The sequence below is a fragment of the Lysinibacillus sp. NPDC098008 genome (genome assembly GCF_044760715.1).
Taxonomy (GTDB): Bacteria; Bacillota; Bacilli; order Bacillales_A; family Planococcaceae; genus Lysinibacillus.
Genome location: NZ_JBIWBA010000012.1, coordinates 1 through 19662 on the forward strand (window position 1 = coordinate 1; position 19662 = coordinate 19662).

The window sequence follows — 19662 nt, forward strand, 5'->3', positions numbered from 1 at the left end:
ATAGCATAAGAATTCATGGAACCCTTGGATATGAAAGCCCAATTGAGTACAAACATAGACACCTTAAAAAAATTGTCTAGTTTAGTGTTGACATACCAATATCTACCTGATTAGATTGTAAACCTGGAATAAAACCATCAAACTTCATTTCTTTAAACTCAAGTTCTAAATTTTCCTCCTTTGCAACCGCTTGCAATAAATCGTATTCAAAACCGGTTAATTTACCATCCTGTTTAAAAATAAGTGGTGGATAATTATTTAAAGCAGCTACGCTTACTTTTTCTGCACCATCTACGCTCTTATCATTGTTATTACTACACCCCACGAGACTCATGGATAGCAATCCAACTGTCCCTAACAAAAAAAGCAACTTTTTCATTTTAAACATTTTCTCATCCCCTTTGATCATTTTCATTTAATTCTGATAATACCGAATAGTTAGATATTAAAATATAATACTAAGAATGTCAACATCTTATAATACTAAGTATTATATTAAATCCCATGCTTATTTTGCCAATTCACATAGTTTCATTGGCTAATCAGTCTATTAGAACTTAAAATAAGAGTAATATTTCCAGTTATCTGTATTTATATAGAATATATTTAAGTCCATAGGCTCTTTATTTTTTGCATAAGATATTCTTGTTCCTTTTAATACAGCTGCCGTATCGGAAATTTGCAGAGCGCCTGCTATATATGGTGTCGCAATAACAGCCTCGATTTCATCCTCTACCTCAACAATATCTACATTCATTTTCTCTTTCAGCAACTGTTGCACTGAGGAAATCGTTGCATTATCACGATAGATATCCGTGGAAAGTACAGGGCGAATATAGTGCTCCAAGAAAAACATGGGCTGATTGTTTAAATAGCGAATTCTTTTTAAATAGATGAGCTCTGTATTTTCCTCTAGTTTTAATAGCTTAGCAAAATGTGGATTAGTCACCCTTTTCACTTCAATTGTTTTAACAGATATCTTCTCCCAATCATTCGAATAATGATTTCTAAAGCCCGACATGCTCGTCCATGTTTGTTTTGGCTGTTGGTTGCTTACAAAAGAACCTTTCCCTTGCACTCTATGAATAAGCTTATCATTTTCAAGCTGCTTCAAGGCGTTCCTTACAGGTGTGCGGCTGACGTTGAACATTTTCTCCAGTTCAGCCTCAGAAGGTAAAATATCGCCCACTAAATATGTGCCTTCCACGATTTTTTCTTTAATTGTTTCATAAATTTTTTGATAGGCTGGTTTCGTTTGAATAATCATCTACCCCACTTCTTTTTAGAATATAATACCCTATAATTCATTATTTTTACAAACACTTATAATACTAAGTATTCATTTTACTATAACTTTTTCTTAAAATATATGAAGACATTTTCTCTAAATAGCCTTAATTTATTTAGAGTATATAACCCCATTATAATTATTTTTTGATTTCAATCACCAAAAATATATAAAATCCCCCCATTCGTCAACAATGGAGGGAGAAAATTATCAATTTATTCGTCAACAACTATATACTGAATTGAGCAACTTCTCACTTTTTCACTGCTCCTATTCTAATAGAATGCCATTTTGCACAACAATGCGACCATTTTTAATGACCGTATTTGTATGATTCATGCCGTAGAAATATTGTAATTGCTTATAGTTAGCAACGTCTAACAGAATAACGTCCGCCTGCTTATCTGCTTCAAGGGAGCCTATTTGTGCCCCCCGATTAATCGCATAGGCTGCATTAATCGTTGTGGCAGCTAATACCTCCTCTAAGGTCATGCCCATATGCATACAGGCTAAATTCATAATAAACGGCAAACTCATTGTTGGCGATGAGCCTGGATTAAAGTCTGTTGAAATGGCTACAGGTATACCTTCATCAATCATTAAACGCCCTCTTGCAAACGGTGCACGTAGGAAAAATGCTGTCCCTGGCAATAAAACGGCAATTGTGCCCGCTTCAGCCATTTTTTGAATGCCTTCATCAGAAGCTACTAATAGATGCTCTGCCGAAATAGCCCCTACCTCTGCCGCAAGCTCTGCGCCTTTATATGGCTCGATTTCATCCGCATGAATTTTCGGTGTTAAGCCAAGTGCTTTCCCAGCCTCTAAAATACGCCGTGATTGCTCTGGGGTAAAGACGCCTTTCTCACAAAATACATCATTAAATTCAGCTAAGCCTAGCTCCGCCACTTTCGGTAGCATTTCTCGAATAACAATATCAACAAAGTCATCCTCACGACCCTTATAGTCACGTGGAACTGCATGTGCGCCCATAAAGGTGCTAACAACATCAACGCTATGTGTTTCTTGGAGTTTTTTTGCTACCTCTAGCTGCTTCTTTTCAGTTTTCCAATCTAAGCCGTAGCCTGATTTTGCCTCAACTGTTGTCACACCATGCTTTAAAAATACATCTAAATGCTGCATTGTTTTTTCATATAATGCTTCAAAGCTTGTTTCTCTTGTACGCTTTGTTGTCGCATGAATACCGCCACCCGCATTCATAATATCCATGTAGGTAGCACCGTTGAGTCGCATATTAAACTCTTCCTCGCGTGTGCCACCATGCACTAAATGCGTATGACAATCGACTAGGCCTGGCATAACAATTTTCCCAGAGGCATCAATAATAGTTGCTTTTTTCGTCAAATCAGGAAAATCTATAGCTAACTGCTCAAATGACCCAACAGCTACAATTTTATCGCCTTCAACAAGTACACTGCCATTTTCAACAACTGCAAGCTCTCGCATCTGCTCCTTTGTTCGGGGTCCTTGTACATGGCTTTTTAGCGTAATGACTTCATTGGCATCCTTGATTAAAATGGTCACTTTACATCATCCTTTAACATTGGTATATGCACACCTTTGTTCTTTGCTGTTTGAATGGCAATATCGTAGCCTGCATCAGCGTGACGAGCCACACCCATACCTGGGTCTGATACTAATACACGGGCAATTTTCTCTGCAGCAAGCGCTGAGCCATCTGCTACTAATACTTGACCTGCATGCTGTGAATACCCCATGCCAACACCGCCACCATGATGTACACTTACCCAGCTTGCACCGCTCGCTGTATTGACAAGTGCATTTAAAATTGGCCAATCTGATACTGCATCCGAACCATCCAACATTCCTTCTGTTTCACGGTTTGGCGACGCAACTGAACCTGAATCTAAATGATCACGACCAAAAACAATTGGCGCTGATAATTCACCATTTGCCACCATTTCATTCACTTTTAAGGCAAAGCGATGGCGATCTCCATAGCCTAGCCAGCAAATACGTGCAGGTAGCCCTTGCCATTTCACCATTTTTTGTGCCATATTAATCCAATTCACAAGACCCTCATCTTCAGCAAACATTTCTTTCGCAAGTGCATCTGTTTTATAAATATCCTCTGGGTTGCCTGACAGTGCTGCCCAACGGAACGGTCCCTTTCCTTCACAGAATAATGGACGAATATATGCTGGTACAAAGCCAGGGAAATCAAAGGCATTTGTCACACCCATCTCCTTAGCATAGGCACGAATATTATTCCCATAATCAAATACCTCTGCACCAGCTGCTTGGAATTCCAGCATTGTACGAACATGCTCTGCCATTGTTTCCTTTGCTCTACGCTCATATGTTTTTACATCTGTTTTACGAAGTTCCAATGCTTCTTCAAAGGTCATACCATTTGGTACATAGCCATTAATCGGGTCATGCGCAGATGTTTGATCTGTTACAAAGTCTGGAATAATGCCGCGATTTAGCAGCTCACGATTAACGTCTGCGCAGTTGCCAACAAGCCCAATTGAGGCTGGTTCTTTTTGGTCACGTAATTTATTCACTAATGCAATCGCTTCGTCCACCGTTTCCACGATGTAATCACAGTAACCTTCTTTAATTTTACGTTCAATACGTGCACGTTCTACTTCAACAACTAGAATGACAGCGCCTGCCATTTTTCCGGCTAAAGGCTGTGCACCACTCATACCACCCATACCACCTGTAAGGATGAATTTACCACGTAAATCCGCTGTGCCGAATACTTTCTTTCCTGCTTCTACAAATGATAAATATGTGCCCTGCAAAATGCCTTGAGCACCAATATAAATCCAGCTACCCGCAGTCATTTGTCCATACATCATTAAATCTCTATCCTCTAATTCATAGAAATGCTCCCAGTTTGCCCATGCTGGTACTAGGTTTGAATTAGCAATTAATACACGTGGCGCATGCTCATGTGTACGGAATACTGCTACAGGCTTTCCTGATTGAACAAGCAATGTTTCATCATTTTCTAATTCCTTTAACGAGGTAATGATTTGCTCATAGCATTCCCAATTGCGCGCAGCCTTACCAATACCTCCATAAACAATTAGCTCATCTGGATTTTCTGCCACCTCAGGGTCTAAATTGTTCATCAGCATACGCAGTGCCGCTTCCTGTGTCCAGCCCTTGCATGTTAATGTATTTCCCCTTGGTGCACGAATATTTGTTGTTGTTTTCATACGCCCATCCCCTTTAATATTATTTGGATAATGTCACTAAATCATTGCTCTCTAATAAATATTTCGCTAGTGCTTCAATCTCATCACCGATTGGTTGATCTGCTAATAATGGTGGACAGTGTTCACGTACCTTCTCTAAATATTGGCGTGTTGCTGGAGCTAGTTGCTCTTCTGCCTTATCTAAATAAATTGCCTGTGACGCACAAATCATCTCAATTGCTATAACACGAGCCGCATTATGAACAATTTGTCGTACTTGACGAGCCGAAGTTGTGCCCATACTAACGTGATCCTCTTGGTTACCAGATGTAGGAATTGAATCAACACTAGATGGATGTGCCAGCACTTTATTTTCTGACACAATGGACGCTGCTGTATACTGCGCAATCATAAGCCCACATTCAATGCCAGGATTTGTTGCTAAGAATGGTGGTAATCCTTCATTTAATTGCGGATTGACCATGCGTTCTGTACGGCGCTCTGAAATATTTGCCCATTCACTAACACCAACTTTTAAAAAGTCCATTGCTAAAGCAATTGGCTGACCATGGAAATGCCCACCTGATAGCACCTCGCCATTTTCTAAAACAATGGGATTATCCGTTGTCGCATTCATTTCTGTTTGTACACGACCTTCTGCATAGAAAAATGATTGCCAAGAGGCTCCATGTACTTGCGGAATACAGCGCAGTGAATACGCATCTTGCATACGAATTTCTCCTTGTTTTGTGACACGCTTACTGCCCTCAAGCCACTTGCGAATACGACCACCAACAAGCTCTAATTCTGGGTGTGGTCTTACCGCTAAAAGTGCTGGATCAAATGCCGATGTAATTCCTTTTAATGCTTCAAGCGTTAAACTAGCCGCCATATCCGCAGCAAGTCCAATGCGCTCAGCTTCATTTACCGTTAGTACACCAATACCAGTCATTGCTTGTGTTCCATTTACAAGTGCCAAGCCTTCCTTAGCCTGAAGTCGAACAGGCGAAAGTCCTGCCTGCTGCAATGCTTCACTGCCCATCATCACCTGCCCGCTAAACTCTGCCTTACCTTCCCCTACTAGCACTAAGGCTAAATGTGATAATGGCGCTAAATCGCCACTCGCCCCAACTGAACCTTGTGAAGGCACAATAGGATGGACTCCTTTATTAATACAAGCTATTAATAGCTGTACCGTGTCCTCACATATACCTGAAAATCCTCTTGCTAAAGCATTCGCACGTAATACCATCATCGCCCGCACAACATCTGTTGGAAACGGCTCACCAACACCCGTTGCATCTGAGCGTAATAAATTTAACTGTAGAAGCTCGATATCCTCATCGTCAATTTTGATATTGCTTAGCTTGCCAAAGCCTGTATTAACACCATAAATCGTTTGTCCTTCTGCTAAACGTTTTTCAATACGCTCTCTGCTTAAGCGAATACGTGCTACGCTCTCCGCAGAAAGTGCAACCGTTGCATCTCCCTTTACGATTTGTTCAACTTGCTGTCTTGTTAATGTATTGCCATCAAGCTCGATGATTGACTTCACATGACATCCCCCTGTTTCTTATATGGCTATATAAAAATTTTTATTAAGCGCTTTCACATGCATTTAAAAATAATCAATTACTCTATTTACATTGTACTAACTCCCTTTTTCGGAATATAGAGAATTTTAAAAGAGGAAATATGATTTTTTTCAGATTTTTATGTTATTTTTAATAATATAATCGTATTTTTATATAAAACTAGAATATTTTAAGGAAAGGTGATTAACATGAGGCTGCTATTATTTGACAAAGATTCTACAGAGCTAGCAGGAATAAAATGGTTTTTACATACATATTTTCCGGGCGATATTGTTATTGAAATATGCACAATTACCTCAGAGGTATCTCAAAGCATTCGGCAATTTAAGCCTGATGCCATTCTCGTCAATATTGATTTATTGTCAAGTCAGCATTTAACCGCTCTTTATCGTGATGTACAAAAGCTATCTATTGCAACTTTAGCTATGACAGCTGAACCGTTATTTAAAAATGCATTAAAGGCAATTGAGTTACAAGTAGCGCATCTTTTTGTAAAGCCTATTGATTTAGAGGTATTAAAGCAGCAGCTTACAGCTATCTCACTTCGCACACCACAGTTTATGGAGCACATTCAAGAAACTACAAACGAAAGCTTTTACTATCAATTATTTTTAGATCATACGCCTAATGCTATCGAAACCGATATTATCTTTACAATGATTGAGCCTGAACATGCCGACACCTTTTCTAGGCTCTATAATTGGCTGCAACAAACACCGATTCATTTTTATATGAAAAGCTATCCATTATCAGAGAAAATTGTCTGCCTTTTTCAAACAAATAATCTCAAAATGGTGGAAAAGGATATGCGTACATTAATGAAAGAGTGGCACGTGATGAGTAATAGCTCTTTAAATATAGGCATCTATGATGGTACACCTACAACCATTAAAAATATGTATATCTCAACAACACGTGCACTCTATCAAAGCTTTTACGAGGGCTTTGGGCAAATCTTTTATGCTAGCAAGCAATTTGAAGCACAGCCTTTCGATCCTTTATTAACGCCCGAGGAGCAGCAATTATTAATAAGCAGCTTAGAGGATAGCAATATCGGAGCTGTAAAAGCATTTTTATATCGTTTGGCGAATGAGGGCGTCTATTATGAGCAGGATGACCTACGCATCCATCTTACAAGTGTTTTGGCGCAAATTCGACGCTTTATGCTGAAATATAAATTGCATGAAAAAGCAGTTGTGGAACAAAACTATCGTCAGCTCTTTCATTTAATTATTGAGCATCCTATATTGTATACAATTCTTAATGGCATTATTGCCTTTACTCAAAGCTTAATTGAATTGGCACGTGAAGCTCGTATGGAAAAAAGAGCAGACTATGTTGAGCTTGCGTTAGAGATTATTGACCAGCAATTTAAAAATAGTACGCTATCTCTACCATATGTTGCACAGCAGCTTGGCATTAGTCCTAATTATTTAAGTACCATTTTTTCAAAGAAGCAGGGCTTACCATTTAAGCGTTATTTACAACAGCTAAGAATTCAGCATGCTACAAAAATGCTTATCGAAACAGATTTTGCGATTAGTGAAATTGCCCAATTAAATGGCTTTGATGACCCCAATTATTTTATTAAAATATTTAAACAGCACGTTGGGATTACACCTAATCGCTATCGTAAAACGAAATAATAGCGCTTTCAATAATTTTCAATTAGTCTATTCTATTTTCAATATCATTTTGCAATACTTATCAATTACGTCCTAGTGTAATTGTACCTGTCGCTAATGCTTTTGGTACATAAAGCATCTGACACTTCACTTTCGCGCAAAAAAGATTTGTCGCTTCACTTTCGATACAAAAAGAATTTGCTGAACCAAGATAAATCTTTTTAGTAGGATGTTTAAAAATGCCTTAAATAAGGTAGAAACTATATATAGGAATTAAAACAATGTCCATTGCCGCTGCTTGTTTTGACTTTACCTATGTATGTATAAAGCTTCTGTTCTCTACATATAATTATACTTTATCTTTAAATATATAAATTCTTTAACGATAATTATTATAATGTACTAGCAATTCTAGTTTATATTTGTTATAGTTATATACGAAGAGTTTGACTCACATTTTTTTCAGGAGGTAAACTAATATGACAAACGCAAATGATCGCAGCCGTCGCTTTACAACAGCAGGTGGTGCTCCAGTAGTAAGTAACCATGACTCTATGTCAGCAGGTCCACGTGGCCCTCTTTTACTTCAAGATGTATGGTTGGTTGAAAAGTTAGCGAACTTCAACCGTGAAGTAATTCCTGAGCGTCGCATGCACGCAAAAGGTTCTGGCGCATTCGGTACATTCACTGTAACGCATGATATTACAAAGTATACAAAGGCAAAAATATTCTCAGAGATTGGTAAGAAAACAGAAATGTTCGCTCGCTTCTCTACAGTTGCTGGTGAACGTGGTGCTGCAGATGCTGAGCGTGATATTCGCGGCTTTGCACTTAAATTCTATACAGAGGAAGGTAACTGGGACTTAGTAGGAAACAATACACCTGTATTCTTCTTCCGTGACCCACTACACTTTACAGATTTAAACCACGTGGTAAAGCGCGACCCACGTACAAACATGAAAAATGCTAATTCTAACTGGGATTTCTGGACTTCATTACCAGAGGCTCTTCATCAAGTAACAATCGTTATGTCTGATCGTGGTATTCCAGCTGGTTATCGCAATATGCATGGTTTTGGCTCTCATACGTATAGCTTTATTAATGCTGATAACGAGCGTGTATGGGTGAAATTCCATTTCCGTACAGAGCAAGGCATTAAAAACCTAACAGGTGCTGAGGCTAATGAAATCATTGGTCAAGATCGTGAGTCTTCACAACGTGATTTATATGAAGCTATCGAAAAAGGTGATTTCCCTAAATGGAAAATGTATATTCAGGTAATGACTGAGGAACAAGCTCGTGAATTACCATATAACCCATTCGATTTAACAAAGGTTTGGTATAAAAAAGACTTCCCATTAATTCCTGTAGGGGAGTTTGAGTTAAATAAAAACCCAGACAACTATTTTGCAGAGGTAGAGCAAGCTGCATTTGCACCATCTAACATTATTCCTGGTATTAGCTTCTCACCAGATAAAATGCTACAAGGTCGTATCTTTGCATATGCTGATGCACAACGCTACCGTCTTGGTGTAAATCACTATATGCTACCTGTTAACGCACCAAAATGTCCATTCCGTACATTCCATCGTGATGGCGCTATGCGTTTTGATGGCAACCTTGGTTCAACTTTAGGTTATGAGCCAAATAGCTACGGTGAATGGGAGCATAACTTAGACTATAAAGAACCTGAATTACGCATTGATGGTCATGCAGGTATTCATGATTTCCGTGAAGATGATAATAACTACTTTGAGCAGCCAGGCAAGCTATTCCGTTTAATGACTGCTGAAGAGCAACAACGTTTATTCGAAAATACAGCGAATGATATGGCTTCTGTTGAAGAATTTATTAAACGCCGTCATATTCTTCACTGCTATTTAGCTGACCCAGCATATGGTGAAGGTGTTGCAAAAGCAATGGGTCTTTCATTAGATGGTATGGACCTTACAAATCCATATGTTCAGCAAACAACAAACGTTTAAAATTCCACTTATTATTGATATCCAAATCCAACTTTTACTCCATGTGAATAATATATTCACATGGAGCTTTTTTATATGAAAAAGGCTTGTGTCAAACAAAGTTGACGCAAGCTCCCTTTCATTATTGATAAATCTGACTGCCCGCTTTTTGAAACTCTTCTGCCTTTTCCTTCATACCTTGATGGATAGCCTCCGTTGCCGTTAGCTCCTTTTCTTTCGCATAGTTACGAATATCCTGTGAAATTCGCATACTACAGAATTTAGGTCCACACATCGAGCAAAAGTGTGCCGTCTTTGCTCCCTCTGCTGGCAAGGTTTCATCATGATATTCTACTGCACGCTCAGGGTCTAATGATAAATTGAATTGATCTCGCCAGCGGAATTCAAAGCGTGCTTTTGATAGCGCATCATCTCGTTGTTGTGCACCTGGGTGTCCTTTTGCTAAATCTGCCGCATGTGCAGCGATTTTATAAGTAATAACCCCTACTCGAACATCCTCACGATTCGGTAAGCCAAGATGTTCCTTCGGCGTCACATAGCAGAGCATCGCTGTGCCAAACCAACCGATCATTGCTGCGCCAATAGCCGATGTAATATGATCATAACCAGGAGCAATATCTGTTGTTAGTGGCCCTAATGTATAGAAGGGGGCTTCCTTACAAACCGCTAATTGCTTATCCATATTTTCTTTAATCAGATGCATCGGTACATGACCTGGCCCCTCTACCATCACCTGAACATCATGCTGCCAAGCAATTTGCGTTAATTCCCCTAATGTTTCAAGCTCTGCAAATTGTGCCTCATCGTTGGCATCAGCTATGGAGCCTGGGCGTAAACCATCCCCTAATGAAAAAGCAACATCATAGGCTTTCATAATTTCACAGATTTCCTCAAAATGTGTGTAAAGGAAATTTTCCTGATGATGATATAAACACCATTGCGCCATAATCGAACCACCGCGTGACACAATGCCTGTTACACGACTTGCTGTAAGTGGTACGTAGCGCAATAGCACGCCTGCATGGATCGTGAAGTAATCAACACCCTGTTCAGCTTGTTCAATAAGCGTATCACGATAAACTTCCCATGTTAAATCCTCTGCCACACCGTTTACTTTTTCCAACGCCTGATAAATTGGTACTGTGCCAACTGGTACAGCAGCATTTCGAATAATCCATTCTCGTGTTGTGTGAATATGCTTACCAGTCGATAGGTCCATAATTGTATCAGCACCCCAGCGTGTTGCCCATGTCATTTTTTCAACCTCTTCTGCAATTGAGGATGATACAGCAGAATTGCCAATGTTTGCATTAACCTTTACATGAAAATTGCGCCCAATAATCATTGGCTCAGCCTCAGGATGATTAATATTAGAAGGCATAATAGCTCGTCCTGCTGCAATCTCTGAACGAATAAATTCTGGGTCCATATTTTCACGTATCGCCACAAACTCCATTTCAGGTGTAATGATTCCTTGTCGTGCATAGTGAAGCTGTGTAACATTTCCCCCCCTTTTTGCACGTAAAGGCTTTCTTGTCAATTTAGGGAAGACGTTTTCTTGCATGCGTGGATCGTCTGCATGGCGAAAACCATTATCCTCTGGTTTAATCGTACGTCCCTCATATTCCTCAACATCCTCACGCCCTTGTATCCATGTACGTCGTAAAGCTGGCAACCCTTTTGTAATATCTACCTGATAATTTGGGTCTGTATAGGGCCCACTCGTATCATATACTCGCACTGGCGCATTCTCCTCATCCCCAAAGCTACCAGTTGTCGGACTTAATGCAATTTCACGCATAGGCACTAAAATATCTGGACGTGACCCCTCTACATATACCTTCTTGCTTCCTTCAAAGCTTGACATAATCATCATGTTCTTTTCACTAATTTCTGACATAAGCTAATTCTCTCCCTTATATATATTATGATACAAGGACCGAATCTAGCTCACCCCAACAAAATAAATAAAAGCCGAATCCAAAATAATCATTTGGATCCGGCTGTCAATGTAAAGGTCTATTGATTGCATATAATACTATGATGCAATAGCTTCTTAACTTTCCCACGCTGGTATGAGCCAGATCAGGTCCAAAGGGTCAAGAAACCTCTAAGCGTTTCCCTCTCAGCCTGACTCATCAGACTCCCCTAGTTAATACTATTTAGTTTGATGCTAGTGTAGCAGATATTGCTTAGAGATGGAAGCTTATTTTTTCTTTTAGCTATGCAAACAATATTTCTGCCAGATAAATAACAACTGTTACCGTTATACAGCTAACAATCGTTGAAAATAATACGGTTTGTGCAGCGGTTTCTGATTCCACATCATATTCTAATGCTAAACTAGAGCTGTTACGGGATGTTGGAAAAGCACTAGCAATTAGTAAAGATTGTGCAACAACTCCGTCCAAGCCCAATAGAAAAATAACTGTTAATGCTATAGCTGGCCCAATAATTAAGCGTGTAAAGCAACTAATAAAAACCGTTTTATTAAACATTGATTTCATTTCAAGCTGTGATAGCTGTGCGCCTAAAGTAATTAACGCCACCGCAATAAAGCCATCCGCTACATGGTCTATAGGAATTCTAATAAACTGTGGAATACCAATATTCCAATAATTCATTGCGACACCAATAATAAGTGCGTGAATAATCGGCATTTTAAAAAAGTCTTTAATAATTGTAAGACCTGATTTAGTGGAGGAAATTAAATTATATAACCCGTATGTATAAGTTGTCATATTTTGAAAAATAACAAGAATCACCTGAATCGCTACACCAATTGGCTGTGTTGCAAAAATCATCTGGGCAACAGGAATACCATAATTACCAGAGTTAATGAGTACAACACTATTTTTAAAAACAGCTGTTTCTGTTTTGGCTAAGCCTAATCCCTTTGCTAAAAAGTGACTAAGCAGCATTTGACTACCTATAAAGAGTACAATAAATAGGGCAACCTCTCCAAGCACAGATAGCTCTACACTTGTTTCATATAAATTAATAAAAACAGCTGCAGGCATAAAGCAATATGTAATAAGTTGTGATAATGCTTTTAAATTAAAGCGAAATTTCTTTTGTAGTATAGCACCTACTACAAGTAGCACTAAAATAGGTGCAACAATTTGGAAAAAAATCATACCAAGATAAGTCATATAAACGCTCCCTCCCCCTTTGTCTGGCTATCCGTCATTTTCAATCCTCTATCTGCCATTTTCAGCAACCTATCCGCCTCTTTCCATATTCTATCCGTCAGCTCCCCTTTTACAGCAAGGCTAAAAAGACTGCCTTTGATTAGGCAGCCCCTTCCCTTATGCAAGCTTAAATCGATTCACGACTTCTTGCAACTCCTTAGAAATATGATTCATATTGTCAATAGACTCTGCTACCTTTTGTAGCTCTGCTTGTTGATCCATTGCAGAAGCACTTACTTGTTCAGCAGAGGCAGCAGTTTCCTCCGAAATAGCTGAAATGCTTTGGATTGCCATAATTGCCTGGTTTTTATGTTCCAGCATATGTGCAAGCTTATTCATTAGTTCATTGATGGAAGTAGCGATGGATTGTGATAGCTCGCTATTATCTTTAAAGGCTAGCTGTGTGCTTTGTACGGATTCGTTTTGGGCTTGCATTAAATCTGCATTCGAAGCAATTACAGCAACAGCCTGATGGGAATTATTCAGTATACTTTCTACAGTGTCCTTAATAATTTCTGTTTCACTTTTCGATTGCTCAGCTAGTTTTTTTACTTCATCTGCTACAACTGCAAATCCTTTGCCATATTCACCTGCACGTGCAGCCTCAATGCTTGCATTTAAAGCTAATAGATTTGTTTGCTCTGTAATGCTTTGGATAGAGGCAATAATTTGATTAATATTATTAATACTGGACCCTAAAGACTCAATTTGCTGTTGAACCCGCCCATTCATCTCATTTGTTGCTATATTACGTTCACGCAAGCTTGTAACCTCTTGCATGCCCTTTTCTGTTGTTGCATTTGTTCGATGTGCTAGCTCCTCCATTTCATTGGAAAGCATCGTAAGAGCATCAATTTGCTCGGCTAAATCCATCATTCGATAATTCGTTTCTTCTGTATCCTCGGATTGCTTAGACGCTCCCTGCGCAATTTCATTGATAGCTACTGAAACCTCTTGACTCGAAGCAACAACTTCATTAAAAGCCTCAAAAACTTGGTTGGAGGATTGACTCAATAATGTCGTAGAATTTAATACTGTTTGCATCGCATGGGTATTTTTATCAAGCATATTATTATAAGCAGATGCTACCATGCCAATTTCATCGGCCTTAATATATTTCTCATCTACTTTTTGCGTCAAATCTCCCTCTGCCGCTCGTTCAATCGATACACGTAAAAATTTTAATGGCTTTAACTGTCGATAAATAAAGAGCACACTTGCAACAGCCATAAGCGTAACCATAATAATGGATGCTATCACTGCAAACATTGATACATAATGATACGTTTCTAAAATTTTTGATTCGGGCAGCACAATTTGAACAGTCCATGTTTCATCGATGTCCTCTAAAATCATTGGTGCAAACACATTAAATGCATTTTCCTTTAACTGCTCAGAATCCAAGTATAGCGTTGTGATTTCGCCATTTTCCATTGTTTCGCTAATACTTGCCCAAGCAGCATCCTCCTGCATATTATGCCCACCTAGCTCTTCACCAAAGCTATTGGCTGTCAGCACACCTTGATTTGTAATAATAGCAGCATAGCCACCCTCTGGTGCAATGGATTCTGTTAACCCATTTAAGAAGTCAATGGACATATCAGCTGTCAATACGCCAAAAAACGTCCCTGAAGCATTGACTAATGGCACTGAAATAGTTGTCATTAATACAGTTTGTCCGTTTACATTATAGTTATAGGGCTCCGTTAAAACCGCTCGCTTCTCCTCTTTTGGAATCCAATACCAATCGGCAACACTTTTATCATCAGCTCCTTCAATTAAAGCAGCCGTAATATCACTATTATTTTTACTTAAATAAGGGCTGAAACGCTGCTTTGAATCTACTAATGTAGCGGCTTCAGACGGCTCAAACGTAATAGAACCCTGCTCAAAAATAGCACCTACACCTACTAAATCATCGTTATTAGTTAAATTACCTTCCATTATATCTAGAATAGCTTTTGCAGATAACGCACCATTTTTTCCCATACTTTCGACCATGCGTTTTGTTGTTAGCAATGTCGTATTCACTTTTTTAAAACGCTCGCTCATAATAGCTACTGAAGATTCAGCCGTTTCCAACGCTCCATGCTCTGAATCTTTCATACTTTGATTTTTTATCATAGCTCCAGTTATAACGGTATAGGTTATAAATAGCACTAGAAATAGTCCTATTATAAGAGAGGATAATTTTAAAGCAATACCTCTAGATTTTTTCATCTCTAGCACCTCACTTTTACATTAATAATAAAGGATACCTATCTATATCACAATAAATTATTTATTGAATATAGTAAAAAATTACTGATATTATTGTAAAGATTTATCCGATAAATAGAGGGACTTATGGCTTACTTTAAGGTAATAAATGTGACAGATAGTATCGCAAAAGATGCTTCAGCCACAAAAAAATGCCGAAGCACTGATTTAACAGCGCTTTGGCATTTTCCTAACTAAAGGCATCTATACGTGATAGATTATTAATTTGCTTCCAGCTTTGATACCAGCTTTCAATTTCCTCATTTGGCTCTACCGCCAAATGCTCTTGAAGCATTCTCTTTAATAGTAAATATTGCTCCTCTACAGCAGCTACATTATCCAGTAATTCGTATAGCTTCATTAAAGTAAGATACGTTTCCTCTTCATCTGGACAGAGTGCTTTCACTTTTTCCTGCACTTTCACAGCAGCAATATAATTTTCATTTTTAATATAAAATTCAGTTAATTGGGAAGTATGATGTAGCAGCAGTCGTCTTAGACGCTCCCTTTCACTCTCAGCCCATAGATAATCACAATCTCCTAAATAATCACCCGTATACATTTGGAAAACTTGCTCGTGTTCCTCTACTGTTGTTCGCTGTAAAGGAGGCAATGCTTTTAGACGAAGTAGCCATTGTTCAACATCAATCACCGTATTTTCAACTAGTAATCTATAACCAGAATGTAGCAAAGGACTTGAAATTTGTATACCACCTAGCCCATAGTTTTTTAATGTTTTACGTATTGTATAAATCGCTGTATAGAGCTGTTTCGATGCTTTATCGATATCATATTCTGGCCAAAATAGCTCTAAAATAGTATCACGATAAATCACCTCATCACGATGATTAAGCATATAAGAAAATAATTCCTTCGCCTTGGATGTTCGCCATTTCATAAGCTGTGTCTGACCGTCTGGTGACACAACATAAAGTCCTCCAAAAAGCTTAAGCATTGTATGCTTTGTGATAGTCTTGTCGCTTTTACTTGTAACTTTATCAAGTCGTTCCAACGTTTTTTCTAAACGTGAATTTTGTATAGGCTTTAATAAATAATCAATCGCATGCAAATTAAATGCATCAATCGCATACTGATCAAACCCAGTAGTAAAAACAATTTCCACATGGGGTAATAATTCTTGAATTTTTTCGCCTAATGCTAAACCGTCCATACCAGGCATTACTATATCCAAAAATACAACATTCGGTTGTAGCGTTTCAATATCATTCAATACCTTCAGAGAATCAGTATACTCGCCAACGATCTCAATTCCAGGAACATTACTTTTCTCAAGTAAGGCTCTTAATCTCGCTAATGGCAAATGTTCATCATCTACTAGCACGATTCTCATACGTATCCCCCCTTTAGCCTTATTCCTTATATTATTATCGTTTACTTTTTAGAAAACTTGATAGAGAAGCTACTACTTTAGAAGGTGAACTAGCGTTATCCGTCGAAAATATTGCTATGATGAAAAACAAAAAACTAAAAATATTAATAATTTCTGGATTATTTTTTTGCTTCCTTACCACGCTTCGATTTACTTGGATGGATTTCACCAATATTTCAGAAGGAGTCGATGCTCAACAAGGGGTGGTCGATTTAACAGGCATAGATACCAGCCATAATTTTAAAGTTAGGTTACAAAAAGAGTGGGAGCTCTATCCCAACACCCTGCTTTTTTCAGAAAGCACCAAACCTTTAGGGCAACAAAAAGTTTATACAAATCAGCCTGAAGCTTGGGATGCATATTTTCAGCATAACGATGAAGTTCGTTATGGCTCTTATCGTTTAAAAATTTTAAAGGAACATGCTTCTCCTCAGATGTATGGTATCACAGTACCTGAAGGCTTAGCTCCTTATGAACTTTATGTAAATGGTCAATTAATTGGAGGACTTGGAAGCCTGACCCTAGATAATAGGTCCACCTCTCCCATAGGTAGACCTATTACGCATTATTTTACGCTAAATACAAATGAAAGCGAAATCATTATTCAGGGTGTTCAAGTAAATCATTATGTACAAGGTGGTTTTAGCCGTGAAATAATTTTTGGTGACTTGCACTCAATGAAACAGGCTGCCTACTTTTCTATCACAACTCAATTGGCTGTTTGCTTAATTTTCGCCTTTTATTTACTCTTTACAATTTTAATATGGGCTATAGGTATTCGAGATAAATCACTTCTTTACTTTGCAATGATTCTTATTTCTACATGTGTTACAGTACTCGTTTCCAGCAATAAAGTTTTATATAACTATATACCGATTAATTGGATTTGGGCAAATAGGCTGTTTTATTTTTCATACATCAACAATATGTTGTTCTTTGTACTATTTCTACGTGAATTGATGAAGAAATATGCTAAGCCCAAAATATTGACAATTGTCCCATTGATCTGTGCTGCCTATCTATTATTTATTTTAACAGCGCCCATTGAAATTATTCTTAAAACAAAAATTATATTTATCATACTTTTTATTATCTCCCCTATTATTATAACTATTTTCATGTTGAATATAGCTATTAAAGGGCAAAAAGGTGTAATCTTTTTATTATTAACTGGAACAGCTGTAGCAACAAATTCATTATTTTTCTCTTTAAAACAAAATAAAATATTACCTTATAGTCATTATCCCTTTGATTTGCTAATCGGCATTACTGCTTTATCAGCATTTTGGTTTACACGTTATTTCCAAACAACCATCCAAACGGAAGAGCTTTCTGTAAAATTACAAAAAGAAATTCATACAAAGGATGATTTTTTAGCAAATACCTCTCATGAACTACGCAACCCACTGCATGGCATGATGAGTATTGCTCAAACACTGTTAGCCAAGCAAAATCAATCCTCCGCTCAGCAAGACCAAGAGGATTTACGCCTACTCGTAAGAATTGGTAACCATATGACCTCTATGCTGGATGATTTATTAGATTTAGTGAAATTAAAAGAAAAAACACTACGATTACAGCCTAAGCCATTAAATACGTATACAATCGCCAGTGGTGTCTGCAATATGTTTCGTTTTATGCTAAAGGGCAAGCCTATTGAGCTTATTGTGCGTATACCAAAAGATTCTCCCCTTGTCTTAGCAGATGAAACACGAATTATTCAAATTTTTTCTAACCTAATTCATAACGCGATTAAATTTACTGAACAGGGCTCCATTAGTATTGAGGCTGAAGTAAAAGGTAAGAAATTGTATATATCAGTAATAGATACTGGAGCTGGCATTGACGAAGATATGCAAAAAAGAATTTATGAGCCTTATGAGCAGGCTGATTCCACAATGGCAGCTATTAGTGGTGGGCTTGGACTAGGCTTAAGTATTTGTCAGGAGCTTATATCCTTACATGGCGGTACAATGTCAGTGCAGTCTACTATTGGCAAAGGGTCAACTTTTACTTTTTCATTACCAATTGCTAAAACGCACAACATAACAGGTGACACATCTAATACAATGCAGGATACAGCATTATTCAAGTATGCTCCATTAGTAGATGATTTCTCGGTGGAACCCGGCATTGCAGCTTCTACTGATGATAAAAATTCATTAGTAACAAGCCGTTCACGAGTTCTTATCGTTGATGATGATGCTGTCAATCTGCAAATACTTGTAAATGCATTTTCGACAGAGCCGTTTGAAATCGAAACAGCGTTAAGTGGAGCTGAGGCACTTGAAAAACTTCAAGAAAATAGTTTTGACTTAGTCATTTCGGATATTATGATGCCGCATATGTCTGGCTATGAGCTGGCTGAGCATATTCGTGGAAAATTCTCTATTGCAGAGCTACCAATACTATTCTTAACAGCTCGACAGCAAAGCGAGGATATCCGAACTGCCTTCTCAAGTGGAGCAAATGACTATGTTAAGAAGCCAATGGAATATATGGAGTTAAAATCACGCGTGCAGGCACTTATTCAAATGAAACAGTCTAGCGAGGAACGGCTTCGTATTGAGGCTGCGTGGCTTCAAGCACAAATACAGCCTCATTTTTTCTTCAATACTCTAAACTCTATTATTTCGTTACATGGTATAGATGATGAAAAAATGGAGGAATTATTGCTTGCCTTTAGTGATTATTTACAAATGAGCTTCGATTTTAAAAATGCTGATTTAATCGTGCCAATTGACTATGAATTAAAGCTTGTTCGTGCCTATCTTGCTATCGAGCAAATTCGCTTTGTTGATAAAATACAAGTAATATGGGATATTCCTCAGCATATCAAGTTATTTGTTCCTCCTCTAACTATACAAACGCTTGTTGAAAATGCTATCCAACACGGTATTTTACAACAGCGAGAAGGCGGCACTATCACGATTTCTATTAAAGAGGGGGAGAAGTATTTTACAATAGCTATATCGGATAATGGCGTTGGCTTTGAGCATAACGGCTCTAAAAAGAAATCAAGTGTTGGTCTTGTCAATACGGAGCAGCGTCTAAAGCAGTTATTTGGGGTCACACTAACAATAAATAGTGTGATTGGTCAAGGCACAATAATTTCCTTTTCCATTCCTAAAAATTAATAGA

The 19662-nt window shown here is 38.1% G+C and carries 12 protein-coding genes and 1 riboswitch; of the genes, 3 read left to right on the top strand and 9 right to left on the bottom strand.

Annotated features, from left to right (window positions below):
* Positions 1 to 76: 76 nt before the first annotated feature.
* From ACIQVU_RS11595 to hutH, 5 genes are all read right to left on the bottom strand, one after another.
* Positions 77 to 388 carry a transporter substrate-binding domain-containing protein gene (locus tag ACIQVU_RS11595; RefSeq protein ID WP_340803967.1) on the bottom strand — a complete coding sequence of 104 codons (312 nt, stop codon included), beginning with the start codon at positions 386 to 388 and terminating at the stop codon, positions 77 to 79.
* A gap of 162 nt (positions 389 to 550) precedes the next feature.
* Positions 551 to 1267 carry a GntR family transcriptional regulator gene (locus ACIQVU_RS11600; RefSeq protein WP_340803966.1) on the bottom strand — a complete coding sequence of 239 codons (717 nt, stop codon included), beginning with the start codon at positions 1265 to 1267 and terminating at the stop codon, positions 551 to 553.
* Positions 1268 to 1558: 291 nt separating this feature from the next.
* Positions 1559 to 2830: an imidazolonepropionase gene (gene hutI / locus ACIQVU_RS11605; RefSeq protein ID WP_340803965.1), complete on the bottom strand. Its 1272-nt coding sequence runs from the start codon at positions 2828 to 2830 to the stop codon at positions 1559 to 1561.
* Entirely contained in the window at positions 2827 to 4497 is a 1671-nt protein-coding gene (hutU, locus tag ACIQVU_RS11610; protein ID WP_340803964.1) for a urocanate hydratase, read from the bottom strand. The genes hutI and hutU overlap by 4 nt, the downstream gene beginning before the upstream one ends.
* A gap of 19 nt (positions 4498 to 4516) precedes the next feature.
* Positions 4517 to 6031: a histidine ammonia-lyase gene (gene hutH, locus ACIQVU_RS11615; RefSeq protein WP_340803963.1), complete on the bottom strand. Its 1515-nt coding sequence runs from the start codon at positions 6029 to 6031 to the stop codon at positions 4517 to 4519.
* 228 nt (positions 6032 to 6259) lie between these two features.
* On the opposite strand from hutH, the gene ACIQVU_RS11620 reads away from it, so the two are divergent.
* Positions 6260 to 7717: a helix-turn-helix domain-containing protein gene (locus tag ACIQVU_RS11620; RefSeq protein ID WP_340803961.1), complete on the top strand. Its 1458-nt coding sequence runs from the start codon at positions 6260 to 6262 to the stop codon at positions 7715 to 7717.
* Between the two features lie 458 nt (positions 7718 to 8175).
* Entirely contained in the window at positions 8176 to 9681 is a 1506-nt protein-coding gene (locus tag ACIQVU_RS11625; RefSeq protein ID WP_340803960.1) for a catalase, read from the top strand.
* A 121-nt stretch (positions 9682 to 9802) separates the two neighbouring features.
* Here the strand turns inward: ACIQVU_RS11625 and thiC are convergent, their stop codons facing one another.
* The 4 genes from thiC to ACIQVU_RS11645 all read right to left on the bottom strand — a co-directional run bounded on the left by thiC (position 9803) and on the right by ACIQVU_RS11645 (position 16482).
* Entirely contained in the window at positions 9803 to 11581 is a 1779-nt protein-coding gene (thiC, locus tag ACIQVU_RS11630; protein WP_340803959.1) for a phosphomethylpyrimidine synthase ThiC, read from the bottom strand.
* Between the two features lie 145 nt (positions 11582 to 11726).
* Positions 11727 to 11841, bottom strand: a riboswitch (TPP riboswitch).
* A gap of 62 nt (positions 11842 to 11903) precedes the next feature.
* Positions 11904 to 12833 (bottom strand): AEC family transporter, encoded by a 930-nt coding sequence (locus tag ACIQVU_RS11635; protein WP_340803958.1) that lies wholly within the window; start codon positions 12831 to 12833, stop codon positions 11904 to 11906.
* A gap of 156 nt (positions 12834 to 12989) precedes the next feature.
* Positions 12990 to 15092 carry a methyl-accepting chemotaxis protein gene (locus ACIQVU_RS11640; protein ID WP_402895633.1) on the bottom strand — a complete coding sequence of 701 codons (2103 nt, stop codon included), beginning with the start codon at positions 15090 to 15092 and terminating at the stop codon, positions 12990 to 12992.
* A gap of 229 nt (positions 15093 to 15321) precedes the next feature.
* The gene (locus ACIQVU_RS11645) at positions 15322 to 16482 is read right to left on the bottom strand and encodes a response regulator (RefSeq protein ID WP_340803955.1); all 1161 of its coding nucleotides are present in this window, start codon (positions 16480 to 16482) and stop codon (positions 15322 to 15324) included.
* A gap of 197 nt (positions 16483 to 16679) precedes the next feature.
* Here ACIQVU_RS11645 and ACIQVU_RS11650 point away from each other — a divergent pair, with 197 nt between their 5' ends.
* Entirely contained in the window at positions 16680 to 19658 is a 2979-nt protein-coding gene (locus ACIQVU_RS11650; RefSeq protein WP_402895636.1) for a hybrid sensor histidine kinase/response regulator, read from the top strand.
* Positions 19659 to 19662: the final 4 nt, after the last annotated feature.

Bases quoted from the DNA above. Each gene is read 5' to 3' on its own strand.
- ACIQVU_RS11595 (WP_340803967.1), bottom strand. From the start codon at position 388: ATGTTTAAAATGAAAAAGTTGCTTTTTTTGTTAGGGACAGTTGGATTG.
- ACIQVU_RS11600 (WP_340803966.1), bottom strand. From the start codon at position 1,267: ATGATTATTCAAACGAAACCAGCCTATCAAAAAATTTATGAAACAATT.
- hutU (WP_340803964.1), bottom strand. From the start codon at position 4,497: ATGAAAACAACAACAAATATTCGTGCACCAAGGGGAAATACATTAACA.
- ACIQVU_RS11620 (WP_340803961.1), top strand. From the start codon at position 6,260: ATGAGGCTGCTATTATTTGACAAAGATTCTACAGAGCTAGCAGGAATA.
- ACIQVU_RS11625 (WP_340803960.1), top strand. From the start codon at position 8,176: ATGACAAACGCAAATGATCGCAGCCGTCGCTTTACAACAGCAGGTGGT.
- thiC (WP_340803959.1), bottom strand. From the start codon at position 11,581: ATGTCAGAAATTAGTGAAAAGAACATGATGATTATGTCAAGCTTTGAA.
- ACIQVU_RS11635 (WP_340803958.1), bottom strand. From the start codon at position 12,833: ATGACTTATCTTGGTATGATTTTTTTCCAAATTGTTGCACCTATTTTA.
- ACIQVU_RS11640 (WP_402895633.1), bottom strand. From the start codon at position 15,092: ATGAAAAAATCTAGAGGTATTGCTTTAAAATTATCCTCTCTTATAATA.
- ACIQVU_RS11645 (WP_340803955.1), bottom strand. From the start codon at position 16,482: ATGAGAATCGTGCTAGTAGATGATGAACATTTGCCATTAGCGAGATTA.
- ACIQVU_RS11650 (WP_402895636.1), top strand. From the start codon at position 16,680: ATGGATTTCACCAATATTTCAGAAGGAGTCGATGCTCAACAAGGGGTG.